At 59.9% G+C, this 13,169-nt stretch carries 12 protein-coding genes and 1 rRNA gene (1 of these 13 running past the window's edge); 10 read left to right on the forward strand and 3 right to left on the reverse strand.

From position 1 onward, the window contains the following. From K3F44_RS19155 to K3F44_RS19165, 3 genes are all read right to left on the reverse strand, one after another. Positions 1–203, reverse strand: a 16S ribosomal RNA gene (locus K3F44_RS19155) (it extends 1,334 nt beyond the left edge of the window). 559 nt (positions 204–762) lie between these two features. Next, entirely contained in the window at positions 763–1,983 is a 1,221-nt protein-coding gene (locus tag K3F44_RS19160) for a CaiB/BaiF CoA-transferase family protein (RefSeq protein ID WP_150573236.1), read from the reverse strand. Between the two features lie 15 nt (positions 1,984–1,998). Beyond that, positions 1,999–3,180 carry an acyl-CoA dehydrogenase gene (locus K3F44_RS19165; protein ID WP_101322669.1) on the reverse strand — a complete coding sequence of 394 codons (1,182 nt, stop codon included), beginning with the start codon at positions 3,178–3,180 and terminating at the stop codon, positions 1,999–2,001. Between the two features lie 165 nt (positions 3,181–3,345). Here K3F44_RS19165 and K3F44_RS19170 point away from each other — a divergent pair, with 165 nt between their 5' ends. From K3F44_RS19170 to K3F44_RS19215, 10 genes are all read left to right on the forward strand, one after another. Next, positions 3,346–4,263: a LysR family transcriptional regulator gene (locus K3F44_RS19170; protein WP_220632809.1), complete on the forward strand. Its 918-nt coding sequence runs from the start codon at positions 3,346–3,348 to the stop codon at positions 4,261–4,263. Between the two features lie 425 nt (positions 4,264–4,688). After that, positions 4,689–5,810 (forward strand): Re/Si-specific NAD(P)(+) transhydrogenase subunit alpha, encoded by a 1,122-nt coding sequence (locus K3F44_RS19175; protein ID WP_150570240.1) that lies wholly within the window; start codon positions 4,689–4,691, stop codon positions 5,808–5,810. Between the two features lie 11 nt (positions 5,811–5,821). Then, positions 5,822–6,136, forward strand: a complete 315-nt coding sequence (locus tag K3F44_RS19180; protein WP_101322672.1) for an NAD(P) transhydrogenase subunit alpha — start codon at positions 5,822–5,824, stop codon at positions 6,134–6,136. 2 nt (positions 6,137–6,138) lie between these two features. Continuing rightward, positions 6,139–7,575, forward strand: coding sequence for an NAD(P)(+) transhydrogenase (Re/Si-specific) subunit beta (locus K3F44_RS19185; RefSeq protein ID WP_101322673.1), 1,437 nt, complete (start codon positions 6,139–6,141; stop codon positions 7,573–7,575). Between the two features lie 179 nt (positions 7,576–7,754). Next, the gene (locus tag K3F44_RS19190; protein WP_101322674.1) at positions 7,755–9,248 is read left to right on the forward strand and encodes an acetyl-CoA hydrolase/transferase family protein; all 1,494 of its coding nucleotides are present in this window, start codon (positions 7,755–7,757) and stop codon (positions 9,246–9,248) included. Between the two features lie 396 nt (positions 9,249–9,644). After that, positions 9,645–9,857: a DUF1127 domain-containing protein gene (locus K3F44_RS19195; RefSeq protein WP_101322675.1), complete on the forward strand. Its 213-nt coding sequence runs from the start codon at positions 9,645–9,647 to the stop codon at positions 9,855–9,857. A gap of 292 nt (positions 9,858–10,149) precedes the next feature. Continuing rightward, entirely contained in the window at positions 10,150–10,467 is a 318-nt protein-coding gene (locus K3F44_RS19200; protein WP_101322676.1) for a DUF2388 domain-containing protein, read from the forward strand. Between the two features lie 88 nt (positions 10,468–10,555). Then, positions 10,556–10,849: a DUF2388 domain-containing protein gene (locus K3F44_RS19205; RefSeq protein ID WP_101322677.1), complete on the forward strand. Its 294-nt coding sequence runs from the start codon at positions 10,556–10,558 to the stop codon at positions 10,847–10,849. 37 nt (positions 10,850–10,886) lie between these two features. Next, positions 10,887–11,207 carry a DUF2388 domain-containing protein gene (locus tag K3F44_RS19210; RefSeq protein WP_101322678.1) on the forward strand — a complete coding sequence of 107 codons (321 nt, stop codon included), beginning with the start codon at positions 10,887–10,889 and terminating at the stop codon, positions 11,205–11,207. After that, entirely contained in the window at positions 11,204–13,162 is a 1,959-nt protein-coding gene (locus K3F44_RS19215; RefSeq protein ID WP_220632810.1) for a DUF4105 domain-containing protein, read from the forward strand. The genes K3F44_RS19210 and K3F44_RS19215 overlap by 4 nt, the downstream gene beginning before the upstream one ends. Positions 13,163–13,169: the final 7 nt, after the last annotated feature.

Raw genomic sequence — 13,169 nt, forward strand, 5'->3', positions numbered from 1 at the left:
AAGGTCCCCTGCTTTCTCCCGTAGGACGTATGCGGTATTAGCGTTCCTTTCGAAACGTTGTCCCCCACTACCAGGCAGATTCCTAGGCATTACTCACCCGTCCGCCGCTGAATCGAAGAGCAAGCTCTTCTCATCCGCTCGACTTGCATGTGTTAGGCCTGCCGCCAGCGTTCAATCTGAGCCATGATCAAACTCTTCAGTTCAATACTGCTTGGGTTTTTAAGAAACCCTAAACTTGGCTCAGCAATCTCAAATGACTACTATGATTTCTCATGTGGCCACTTGTGATGCTGATAATCTTGGCGACTATCAAACCGTACTCACAAGCACCCACACGAATTGCTTGATTCAATTTGTTAAAGAGCGGTTGGTTGAGCGTTTCGTCTCAACCGAGGCGCGCATTCTACGCTTTCCTCTGTGTCTGTCAAGCGTTTATTTCGAAGTATTTTGCGAGAAACTCGTTCAACTTCAAACACTTGACTCGCTTGCGATCTCTCGTAGCGGGAGGCGAATTCTACAGCGTTACAACCTGCTGTCAACTGCCTTTTTTCACCGCTGACGATCTTTCGATCGAAGCCCTTGCAGCACCTCTGAAACTTCTAACTCTTTGAAACTCAAGGAGTTTTCCGTTCCAACTACGCTGGAAGTGGGGCGCATTATAAGGGCTCACAGGAATGCGTCAAGCACTAATTCAACACGTTGCAATATTCTTGTAACAGAGGTGATGAACAGCGCACGCCACCTACAGAAGCATGCTCAGTCTTAAAGGACGCCCGCCGCGCGCAGCTGCCGCACTGCCTGTTCATCCAACCCAAGCAGCTCGCTCAGCACAGCCTCGGTGTGTTCCCCTAATAGAGGCGGCGCCTGGCGATACTCCACCGGCGTCTCGGACAGCCGAATCGGGCTAGCCACCTGCGGCACGCTACCTGCGAGTGGATGTGGGATACTCAGCGCCAGCCCTCGGGCCAGCACCTGCGGGTCCTGGAACATCTGCGCCAGGTCATTGATCGGCCCACACGGCACGCCGGCCAACTCCAATTGCGCAACCCACTCGGCCGTCGTCTTGAACACCGTCGCCTGACGGATCAGCGGAATCAGCTCAGCGCGATTGGCAACGCGCTGCTTGTTGGTGGCAAAGCGTGGATCGTCCGCCCACTGCGGCTGACCAGCTACCTCGGCAAACTTGCGGAACTGCCCGTCATTACCCACGGTGAGAATGAAATCGCCATCGGCGGTAGGGAAGTCCTGATACGGCACTATATTAGGGTGCGCATTACCCAGGCGCCGCGGTGCATTGCCGGTGGTGAGGTAATTCATCGCCTGATTGGCCAGGCAGGCAACCTGCACATCCAGCAGGGCCATATCTATATGCTGGCCGACGCCAGCCTGATCGCGATGGGCGAGGGCGGCCAGAATCGCTACGGTGGAATACAACCCGGTAAGAATATCCGTCAGCGCTACGCCAACCTTGACCGGCCCCGCACCCGCTTCCCCTTCGGGCCGGCCGGTCAGGCTCATCAGCCCGCCCAGCCCCTGAATCATGAAATCGTAGCCAGCACGCTTGGCATAAGGCCCGGTTTGGCCAAAGCCTGTGATCGAGCAATAGATAAGCCTGGGGTTGACCGCCTTCAAGCTTGCGTAGTCCAGGCCATAGGCCGCCAGCCCACCGACCTTGAAGTTCTCGATGACGATATCCGACCGGGCCGCCAGCTCACGCACCAGGCGCTGGCCCTCCGGCTGAGTGAAGTCGATGGTCACCGAACGCTTGTTACGGTTCGCCGACAGGTAATAAGCAGCCTCGCTGGTGTTCTCGCCATAGGCGTCCTTGAGGAAAGGCGGCCCCCAGGCGCGGGTATCGTCACCCGCACCTGGCCGCTCGACCTTGATCACGTCGGCGCCAAGGTCAGCGAGGATCTGCCCGGACCATGGCCCGGCCAGTACACGTGAAAGGTCCAGCACCCGCAGATGGGAAAGCGCACCCATGGCCCGGCTCCTCTATTAATAGAACGCCTGGATACCGGTCTGGGCGCGGCCAAGAATCAGCGCATGGATGTCATGGGTGCCTTCATAGGTGTTGACCACCTCAAGGTTGACCAGGTGACGCGCCACGCCGAACTCATCGGAAATGCCATTGCCACCGAGCATGTCCCTGGCCAGTCGCGCGACCTCCAAGGCCTTGCCGCAAGAGTTACGCTTCATGATCGAGGTGATCTCGACGGCTGCGGTGCCTTCGTCCTTCATCCGCCCAAGGCGCAGGCAGCCTTGCAGGCCCAGGGTAATTTCAGTCTGCATATCAGCCAGTTTTTTCTGGATCAACTGATTGGCTGCCAGCGGGCGGCCAAATTGCTGGCGGTCGAGGGTGTACTGACGTGCGGTGTGCCAGCAGCTTTCGGCTGCGCCCAACGCGCCCCAGGAGATGCCGTAGCGGGCCGAGTTGAGGCAGGTGAACGGGCCCTTCAGGCCGCGCACCTCAGGGAAGATGTTTTCCTCAGGGACAAACACGCTGTCCATGACGATCTCGCCGGTAATCGAGGCGCGCAGGCCAACCTTGCCGTGAATCGCCGGCGCACTCAGGCCTTTCCAGCCCTTTTCCAGAATAAAGCCACGGATATCACCGGCGTCATCCTTGGCCCAGACCACGAATACATCAGCGATCGGGCTATTGGTGATCCACATCTTGCTGCCGCTCAGGCTGTAACCGCCCTCGACCTTGCGCGCACGGGTGATCATCGCCCCCGGATCAGAACCATGGTTAGGCTCGGTCAGGCCAAAGCAACCGATCCATTCGCCACTGGACAACTTGGGCAGGTATTTCTGCTTTTGCGCTTCGCTGCCAAATTCGTTGATCGGCACCATCACCAGCGACGACTGCACGCTCATCATCGACCTGTAGCCGGAGTCGATGCGCTCGACCTCGCGGGCAATCAAGCCATAGCACACGTAGTTCAAGCCGCTGCCACCGTACTGCTCTGGGATGGTCGCGCCGAGCAGGCCGACTTCACCCATTTCACGGAAAATCTTCGGGTCGGTCTGCTCATGGCGGAACGCTTCGACCACACGCGGCGCCAGCTTGTCCTGGGCGAACTGATAAGCGCTGTCGCGGACCATGCGCTCCTCTTCAGTGAGCTGCTGATCGAGCAGCAACGGGTCGATCCAGTTGAAGCTAGCTTTACCGGCCATGAACGTAATCCTCGAATAGGGGGCAGGGCAGTAGGGTCATGGAATGATCCTAGGCCCGATCATCAGCCACGACAAACGACTATTACGCACCTACTAGTGATATTTCGTCACTCCGTATATCTTCAGCATTCGTAATTGCTGCACATATAAGTGAGGTTGACGTACATGCGGCGCAAGATCCCCAGCACGACTGCCCTGATCTGCTTCGAGGCAGCAGCTCGCCACGAGAGCTACACCAAAGCCGCCCTTGAGCTGGCCCTGACCCAAGGCGCTGTGTGTCGCCAGATCGCTGCGCTGGAGGCGTTTCTCAACGTCGAGCTGTTTCGCCGCTCCAGGCGCGGGGTGCAATTGACCGAGGCCGGCTTGTCTTACAGCCGCCAGGTCAGCACTCAGTTGGATGCTGTCGAGCGCGACACCTTGTCGGTGATGCGCCAGCAGGGCGCCAATGTGATCGAGCTGGCGGTGGTCCCAACCTTCGGCACCCAATGGTTGCTGCCGAGGTTGAAGGACTTTCAACAGCGTCATCCCGAGGTGACCGTCAACCTGACCAACCGCACCCGGCCGTTCCTGTTCGCCGACACCGCATTCGACGCAGCGATCTATTTCGGCGATGGCGACTGGTCAGGCACCGAGTCGCACCGACTGATGAGCGAGAACCCATTACCGGTCTGCAGCCCCTCACTGCTGCAGGGCCAGCTGGAACTGAGCGCTAAGCAGATCGCCGAGCTGCCTTTACTGCAGCAGACCACCAGACCCTACGCCTGGCGGCAATGGTTCAGCAGCCTGGAACTGAACATCGAGCGCGACATGACCGGTCCGCGCTATGAGCTGTTTTCGATGCTGGCTCAGGCGGCCATGCATGACATGGGCATCGCCCTGATTCCCCCATTCCTGATTCAACAAGAGCTGCAGCAGGGCAGGCTGGTGGTCGCTAACAGGCATGCGCTGTCCAGCACCAAGGCCTACTATCTGATGATTCCCGAGCGCAAGGTCGCTTCAGCTTCACTGCGCGCGTTCCGAGATTGGCTGGCAGAGCAAGCCCGTATTTACGTAGAGACGCACGGCACAAAGCAGACAAATTGACCCTGTAGTCAAATATTTTAAACACCTACAGATATACTGTTATGTCGCATATATGAAAACTGTAATGCTGGCTGCCTAAATCACTATAAACCCAGTAAAGACGGGGCTTTCAGCGTCTTTTACGACCTCGAGCATGCTAGCTGCGAAATCACTAAAAAATAATTCGTTTTATCGTCTAATCTTCCAAAAGCCCGTACTAGAGCGCCCCCGGCCGGTTACTTGCGACATACGGTCACAGGGTGACTTGTAGTTATGCATCGGTATCACTCCAGAATCGGTTGATGGCCGCTGTGTTCCTCTGCAAAATGCTTCGCCCGCCCGGGATTCGGCGGGTTCGAGCCTTATGGCTGCGTCGCTGGCGTTGCGGTGTTGACCGTGCGCCTGCTGGCTTAAATAACGATAAGAAGGTCCGCAGGAGAAAAGTCGTGCACATTGGTGTTCCTCTCGAGACGCAGACGGGCGAAACGCGGGTCGCTGCGACCCCCGATACCCTCAAGAAGCTGGTTGGCCAAGGCCATCAGGTCACCGTCCAACGGGGGGCCGGGCTTAACGCCAGCATTCCGGACAGTGCCTATGAAGCCGCAGGCGCCACCCTTGGCAGCGCTGCCGATGCCTTTGGCGCGCAACTGGTGCTCAAGGTCGTTGCGCCGTCTGATCAGGAGCTGGCCCTGATCAATCGCGGCAGCCTGCTGGTAGGCATGCTCAACCCCTTCAACAGCGAACTGATCGGCAAGATGGCCGAATGCGGGATTACCGCCTTCGCCCTCGAAGCGGCGCCGCGTACTTCGCGGGCGCAGAGCCTCGACGTACTGTCGTCGCAGGCCAACATTGCCGGTTACAAGGCGGTGCTGTTGGCAGCCCATCATTACCCGCGTTTCATGCCGATGCTGATGACGGCGGCGGGTACGGTGAAAGCCGCCCGCGTGCTGATCCTCGGCGCCGGTGTAGCCGGCCTGCAGGCGATCGCTACTGCCAAGCGTCTGGGCGCGGTGATCGAGGCGTCGGATGTGCGTCCGGCAGTCAAGGAGCAGATCGAATCGCTCGGCGCCAAGTTTCTCGATGTGCCGTTCGAAACCGATGAAGAGCGCGAATGCGCTCAAGGCGTCGGCGGCTATGCGCGACCAATGCCGGCCAGCTGGATGCAGCGTCAGGCGCAAGCCGTGCACGAACGCGCCAAGCAGGCCGACATCGTCATCACGACCGCATTGATCCCGGGCCGCAAGGCTCCCACCCTGCTCAGCGCCGAGACCGTGGCGCAGATGAAGCCCGGCTCGGTGGTTATCGACCTGGCTGCAGCGCAAGGCGGCAACTGCCCGCTGACCGTGGCCGACCAGGTCGTGCTGGAGCATGGCGTGACCATCGTCGGCCCGACCAACCTGCCTGCCCAGGTCGCGGCCGATGCTTCGGCGCTGTACGCACGCAACCTGCTGGACTTCATGAAGCTGCTGTTCGACAAGGACGGTGCGCTGGTGATCAACCTCGAAGATGACATTGTTGCTGCGTGCCTGATGTGCCGCGACGGCACTGTCATCCGCAACAACGGTTAAGGAGCACAGCTATGGAAGACATGTTGATTTCCCACGGCATCTACAACCTGATCATCTTCGTGCTGGCCATCTACATCGGTTACCACGTGGTCTGGAACGTGACCCCGGCACTGCACACACCGCTGATGGCGGTGACCAACGCGATCTCGGCGATCGTCATTGTCGGCGCCATGCTCGCTGCCGCCCTGACCGTGACCCCAGCAGGCAAGATCATGGGCACCCTGGCCGTGGCCCTGGCCGCGGTCAACGTCTTTGGTGGCTTCCTGGTCACCCGGCGCATGCTCGAGATGTTCAAGAAGAAAACCAAGAACGAGGCGCAGAAGTAAGCATGAGCATGAATCTGGTAACGCTTCTCTACCTCGTCGCTTCGGTCTGCTTCATTCAGGCATTGAAGGGCTTGTCACACCCGACCACATCACGCCGCGGCAACCTGTTCGGCATGATCGGCATGGGCATCGCCATGCTCACCACGGTGGGCCTCATCTACAAGCTCGGCGCCGAGCTGGCCACTGCCGGTATCGGCTATGTGCTGCTGGGTCTGCTGATCGGCGGCACTGCCGGCTCGATCATGGCCAAGCGCGTCGAGATGACCAAGATGCCTGAGCTGGTCGCCTTCATGCACAGCATGATCGGCCTGGCGGCGGTGTTCATCGCTATCACCGCCGTGCTTGAACCGCAATCGATGGGCATCGTTGCTGCGATCACTGATCCGATCCCGACCGGCAACCGCCTGGAGCTGTTCCTCGGCGCTGCCATCGGTGCGGTGACGTTCTCCGGCTCGGTAATCGCCTTCGGCAAGCTTTCGGGCAAGTACAAGTTCCGCCTGTTTCAGGGTGCACCGGTACAGTTCGCCGGCCAGCACAAACTCAACCTGATCCTGGGCCTTACTACTATTGCCCTAGGCCTGCTGTTCACCTTCACCGGCCACTACAGCGCGTTCACCCTGATGCTGATTCTGGCGTTCATCATGGGCGTGCTGATCATCATCCCTATCGGCGGTGCCGACATGCCGGTGGTGGTATCGATGCTCAACAGCTACTCAGGCTGGGCCGCGGCCGGTATCGGCTTCTCGCTGAACAACTCGATGCTGATCATCGCCGGTTCGCTGGTCGGTTCGAGCGGTGCGATTCTCTCGTACATCATGTGCAAGGCGATGAACCGTTCGTTCTTCAACGTAATCCTTGGCGGCTTTGGCGGCGCAACCGACAGCGGCGCAGCAGCCGGCAGTCAGGAGCAACGCCCGGTCAAATCCGGTTCCGCTGATGATGCGACGTTCCTGCTGAGCAATGCCGACACCGTGATCATCGTACCGGGCTACGGCCTGGCGGTGGCGCGCGCGCAGCATGCGCTCAAGGAGTTGACCGAGAAACTTATCCACAACGGCGTGACCGTCAAATATGCGATCCACCCGGTGGCAGGGCGCATGCCTGGGCACATGAACGTGCTCCTGGCCGAAGCCGAAGTGCCTTACGACCAGGTGTTCGAGATGGAAGACATCAACGCCGAGTTCGGCCAGGCCGATGTGGTGCTGGTGCTGGGCGCCAACGACGTGGTCAACCCGGCGGCGAAGAACGATCCCAAGTCGCCCATCGCCGGCATGCCGATCCTTGAGGCATACAAAGCCAAGACCGTCATCGTCAATAAACGCTCGATGGCCAGCGGTTATGCCGGTCTGGACAACGAGCTGTTCTATCTGGACAAGACCATGATGGTGTTCGGCGATGCCAAGAAGGTCATCGAAGACATGGTCAAAGCCGTCGACTAAGCCGCTGCTATATAGATAGTCAAAAACCCCCGGAGCTGTATGGCCGGGGTTTTTTGCATTTGCCTGATCCAGATCAACGGCGCGGCGCCGAGGCCGCTCATACGACCATGGTCGTGGGACGGAGCAGGGCGAAATCACTAGACTGCGCATCTAGCTTGAGTAGCCTGAGATAACAATCCATGTACCGTGATCGTATCCGCTTGTCCTCCCTGCACAGCAAGGTAATGAGTGCGGCCGATGCCGCTGCCCTGATCGAGGACGGCATGACCGTCGGCATGAGCGGCTTTACCCGCGCCGGCGAAGCCAAGGCCGTGCCGCACGCACTTGCCGAGCGCGCGAAGACCTCGCCGCTGAAAATCACGCTGATGACCGGCGCCAGCCTGGGCAACGACCTCGACAAGCAGCTGACCGAAGCCGGCGTACTCGCCCGGCGCATGCCGTTTCAGGTCGACAGCACACTGCGCAAGGCGATCAACCAAGGCATGGTGATGTTCATCGACCAGCACCTGTCGGAAACCGTCGAGCAACTGCGTAACAAACAGCTGCCGCTGCCGGACATTGCCGTCATCGAAGCGGTCGCGATCACCGAACAGGGCCACATCGTGCCGACCACCTCGGTGGGCAACTCGGCCAGCTTCGCCATTTTCGCCAAACGGGTGATCGTCGAGATCAACCTGTCGCACAACCCCAACCTCGAGGGTTTGCATGACATCTATATCCCAAGCTACCGGCCGACCCGCACGCCAATCCCGCTGACCAAGGTCGACGACCGTATCGGCAGCCCGGCGATTGCCATCGACCCGGCCAAGATCGTCGGCATCGTCATCAGCAATCAGCCCGACTCGCCGTCTACTGTGCTGGCTCCGGATGACGAGACCCAGGGCATCGCCAACCACCTGATCAACTTCCTCAAGAGTGAAGTCGAAGCAGGGCGCATGACCAACAAGCTTGGCCCGCTGCAGGCTGGCATCGGCAACATCGCCAACGCGGTAATGTGCGGCCTGATCGACTCGCCGTTCGAAGAACTGACCATGTACTCCGAAGTACTCCAGGATTCGACCTTCGACCTGATCGACGCCGGCAAACTGAGCTTCGCGTCAGGCAGCTCGATCACCCTGTCGAGCCGACGCAACGCCGATGTGTTCGGCAACCTCGAGCGCTACAAGGACAAACTGGTCCTGCGCCCGCAGGAGATCTCCAACCACCCTGAAGTGGTGCGGCGTCTGGGCATCATCGGCATCAACACAGCGCTCGAATTCGACATTTATGGCAACGTCAACTCGACCCATGTCTGCGGCACGCGGATGATGAACGGCATTGGTGGCTCGGGTGACTTCGCCCGCAACGCGCACCTGGCGATCTTTGTCACCAAGTCGATCGCCAAAGCGGGCGCGATCTCCAGCGTAGTGCCGATGGTCAGCCACGTCGACCATACCGAGCACGACGTCGACATCCTCGTCACCGAGCAGGGCTTGGCCGACTTGCGTGGCCTGGCCCCGCGCGAGCGGGCTCGGGTGATCATCGACAACTGTGTCCATCCCGATTACCGGGCGGCGCTGAACGATTACTTCGAGCGCGCCTGCCAGCGCGGCGGACACACGCCGCACATTTTGCGCGAAGCGCTGAGCTGGCATGAAAACCTGGAAGAAACCGGGCGCATGCTGGTCGGCTGACTGCAAATGAGTAGGCTGGTTTGACCTCCTACGAAGCCGCGTCGTGTACTTTTTGCCTCAGGCAGAAGGTGCTCGACGCGGCTTTGTGCTGCCTGAGTGCTTGGCAAGCAAACGCAACAAAACAGTTTGAATGCTTTAACTTAATTAAACTGTACTACTGTACCGGTAAATACTGACCCAATCGGCAAGTCAGGCAGCCCCAACAGCCATAAATGCACCATAATGATGCGCACCAGTACAGTTTCGCCAATTAACAGTGCAACAGTCGTGTTATGCAGTTAACTGAACCCGCCCAATACAAGTGAACTGTACCTACTGTTATGGACACAAGAGGAGGATCATTGGCATCAGTTAAATCACTACCTAATGCCGCCACAAGCGGAAGGAAGACATATCATGGAACGCACCCTCAGTTCCGGTCTGGTTTTTGAAAGCAACAGCCAATCCAACACCTCGCTGCCTCTGCGCGCTTTGTCCACTCTGCTCCTGTGGCAGCGTCGCATCGCCAGCCGCCGTCAACTTGCTCGCCTGGATGGTCGCCTTCTGGCTGACGCCGGTATCAGCGAGTCGCAGCGTTACGAAGAGCTGAGCAAGCCGTTCTGGCGCTAAGCTCCGGCTTGCCGGCCCAGGCCGGCACCGAGAATTCCTGAAACCCGTCATAGGCAACTGTGACGGGTTTTTTGTTTTTACGGCTGATACATGACTCCATATCTCCGCAACCAGTACAATTTAATGAATTGCGGTTTATACCAGTACAGTTTGCACCTATGCTGCGTCACATCCAGAAACAGCAACGCGTGATACGCTTGCGCTAACGGCCGGTGAAATAAAGTACCGTTACAGGCCGAGTGAGCGTCCGATAACCACAAGCACACCGCCCTTATCTGCAGGAGTCATCGCCATGTCCCGTAACCACTTGCTGGGCGCCGCCCTGTTGCTGACCCTGACTGGCACAGCCAATGCCACCAGCTTCATCGTCACCACCGATGCCGTAGTCGGCGCCGTTGCTGCCACTACCGATGCCACCTCCGACGTGACCTCGTCATTCCGTGACGACAAGATCGTCAAGGCTGCGCGCGACGATGCCGCCAGCTTTGTGGGCAGCGAAGGTGTGATTCGTGGCGCCAAGCTGGAAAGCGCTTTCCGTCACATCCGCCAGCAGGCGCCAACCCTGCAGGCCAGTGATGCCCAACTGGCGCAGGCGATCCTCGCCCTGTAACACCGCCCTGCGGCACACCCGGGTGCACTGGCTCTGCGCCGTGTATTCGGGTTAGCCTTCGCCCTCCGAGTTCAAGCCTGCCAAACCCATGCGTTATCTTTCGCCATTGCTGATTGCCCTCGCCGGGATGGGCAGCGCCCATGCCATGGATGTCTCGACCCAGAGCCTGGTTGTCACTGGCTACGTCACCAGCAAGGTGACCAGCGCACCGTTCGATCGCAAGCTGATGGTGCAGGCCCGTGATGATGCCGCAGCCTTTGTTGCCACCGACGGTCTGATCCGTGGTGTACGCCTGCAGGCGGCACTGCGCACCTTGCGCCATCATGCTGGCTATCAATCTGCTGACGACCTTGAACTGGCAGAAGCAATTCTCGTCCAATGATTCAATTCGACTCCCTGTATTAGTTTGGAGATGCTCCATGCGTAAATCGCTGATCGCCGCTTCCCTCGGCATGCTGCTCCTGGCCGACCTGGCCCATGCACAGACTCTGGTGGCTACCAGCAATATCATCGTCCGCGCCTTTGGCCGTTCGATCGATTTCACTTCTGATACCACCACTTCGATCCGCGACTCGAAGATCGTTCAGGATGCCCACGACGACGCCGCCAGCTTCGTTGCCAGCCGCGGTGATATTCGCGGTGCACAGCTTGAAGCGGCACTCAATACCATTCGCCAGCGTGTGCCTGAAGCACGCGACGCCAGCGATCAGGTGCTCGCCGAAGCTATTCTCGCGCTGTGAAGCGTATGCGTGCCTGGCTGCTGGGCAGCGTCCTGACGCTGCTGGGCGCGCCCGCCCTGGCCGACCTGCAGCTCGATCTGCAGGCTGACGGGCTTGACCAGCAACAACAGCAAGCCACCCAGGCGCTGCTTGATGAAGCGCTGGCAAAGCTGCCGCCGCGGTTCAAGCAGCAGCTGGATCGGCGCGTGCAGGTCAGCTGGAGCGAGCACATGCCCGCCGACGCTTATGGCCAGGCCTCGCTGGTGTCCACGCTTGACCTGAACCGGCGCTTGCTGCCCGCGCTTGCCGATGGCAGCGCGGCCACCCAGGCCACCGGCCGGCCGCACGGCACGGTACGCCAGGAGCTGCTGGCCACCGTCCTCCACGAACTCACCCATATCTATGACCGCGCCCGCCTGTGGCCCAGCGCCGATCGCCTGCTGATCAACCGCTGCAAGCGCCAACAGGACACGCTGGGCAAGATCGGCCTGCCAGAGGAATGCCGCGGCGAAGGCGAACGACGCTTCACCCTCAGCGATGACCCACGCCTGCTCGACCTGGCCGGCTGGCCGCAGTATGTCGGCCGCCGCGGCGAGCGCGAACAGCACAACAACCAATTGGTGCGCAGCCCCGACAGTTATGAGCTGAGCAGCCCGAAGGAATACGTGGCGGTCAACATGGAGTACTTCCTCCTCGACCCAAGCTACGGCTGCCGCCGGCCGGCACTCAATCAGTATCTGCGTGAGCACTTTGCCTGGGCGCCGCAACAGAACGAATGCGCGAAAACCCTGCCATTCATCAATGCCGGCAATGACTTCGCCCGCCAGCCGCTGGGTGAAATCGACCCCGAGCGGGTCTACGAAATCGACTACCTGCTGGCCGAGGCCAACCAGAACCTGGTCAGCCGCTGGGGCCACAGCATGCTGCGCCTGGTGATCTGCGCACCGGGCCGGCCACGTGGCCCGGATTGCCGGCTGGATCTGGACCAGAGCCTGGTGCTGTCGTACCGCGCCTTCGTCAACGATGTGCAGCTGTCCAGTTGGTCTGGCCTGGTCGGCGCTTATCCGTCACGCCTGTTCGTTCTGCCGCTGAACCAGGTGATCGACGAGTACACCAAGACCGAACTGCGCAGCCTTGCCTCGGTGCCGCTCAAACTCAGCCGCGCTGAAGTCGAAAACGTCGTGCGTCAGGCGGCAGAGATGCACTGGAGCTATGACGGCAACTACTGGTTCCTGTCCAACAACTGCGCAGTCGAAGGACTCAAATTGCTGCGCAGCGGCAGCGCCAACCCGCGCCTGAAAGACCTCGACAACATCATGCCCAACGGCTTGCTCGAGGTGCTCAAAGGCCGCGGCCTGGCCGATACCAGCGTGCTTGAGGACCGCCGCGAGGCACTGCGCCTGGGCTATCGCTTCGACTCCTACCGCGACCGCTACCAGGCCATGTTCGACGTGCTCAGAAAGCAGTTGCCGGTCAAGCAGGTCGAAGTTGAAGACTGGCTGGCGCAAGATGCCGAACAGCGCCAGCCATGGTTCCAGCGGGCCGATCTGCGCACCAGCGCGGCATTGCTGCTGCTCGAACAAGCGGCGCTGCGCCGGCAGTTGCTGCTGGCCCAGGACGAGGTCAAGCAGCGCTACCTGAATTCCACCGCGCTGAAGGACGGCACGGTCGACAAGGCCAACGCCACCTTGCAGCAGATGCTGGCCAATAGCGGCTTCCTCAGCCGCCCGGCAGAGCTGCTGGGCACCGATGGCTACGGCTTGCCGCAACCCGACGAGCGCAAACAGCTGGAGCAGGTTAGTCGTGAGCGGCAGGCGCAGTTGTTGCGCCTGAGCACCGACCTCGATACCGAAGTTCGCGCCTTGCTCGATCCGGCGCGCGGCAAGGAGATCAAAGCGGTGGAAGCCAACGTCAAGCAGATCGGTGAGCACCTGCGCGCCCTGCACAAAGCAGCTGGCGGCTTGCAACTGCCCTGAACAGAAG

Source organism: Pseudomonas sp. S07E 245 (assembly GCF_019599025.1).
Taxonomy (GTDB): Bacteria; Pseudomonadota; Gammaproteobacteria; order Pseudomonadales; family Pseudomonadaceae; genus Aquipseudomonas; species Aquipseudomonas shirazensis.

Bases quoted from the DNA above. Each gene is read 5' to 3' on its own strand.
- K3F44_RS19160 (WP_150573236.1), bottom strand. From the start codon at position 1,983: ATGGGTGCGCTTTCCCATCTGCGGGTGCTGGACCTTTCACGTGTACTG.
- K3F44_RS19165 (WP_101322669.1), bottom strand. From the start codon at position 3,180: ATGGCCGGTAAAGCTAGCTTCAACTGGATCGACCCGTTGCTGCTCGAT.
- K3F44_RS19170 (WP_220632809.1), top strand. From the start codon at position 3,346: ATGCGGCGCAAGATCCCCAGCACGACTGCCCTGATCTGCTTCGAGGCA.
- K3F44_RS19180 (WP_101322672.1), top strand. From the start codon at position 5,822: ATGGAAGACATGTTGATTTCCCACGGCATCTACAACCTGATCATCTTC.
- K3F44_RS19185 (WP_101322673.1), top strand. From the start codon at position 6,139: ATGAGCATGAATCTGGTAACGCTTCTCTACCTCGTCGCTTCGGTCTGC.
- K3F44_RS19190 (WP_101322674.1), top strand. From the start codon at position 7,755: ATGTACCGTGATCGTATCCGCTTGTCCTCCCTGCACAGCAAGGTAATG.
- K3F44_RS19195 (WP_101322675.1), top strand. From the start codon at position 9,645: ATGGAACGCACCCTCAGTTCCGGTCTGGTTTTTGAAAGCAACAGCCAA.
- K3F44_RS19200 (WP_101322676.1), top strand. From the start codon at position 10,150: ATGTCCCGTAACCACTTGCTGGGCGCCGCCCTGTTGCTGACCCTGACT.
- K3F44_RS19205 (WP_101322677.1), top strand. From the start codon at position 10,556: ATGCGTTATCTTTCGCCATTGCTGATTGCCCTCGCCGGGATGGGCAGC.
- K3F44_RS19210 (WP_101322678.1), top strand. From the start codon at position 10,887: ATGCGTAAATCGCTGATCGCCGCTTCCCTCGGCATGCTGCTCCTGGCC.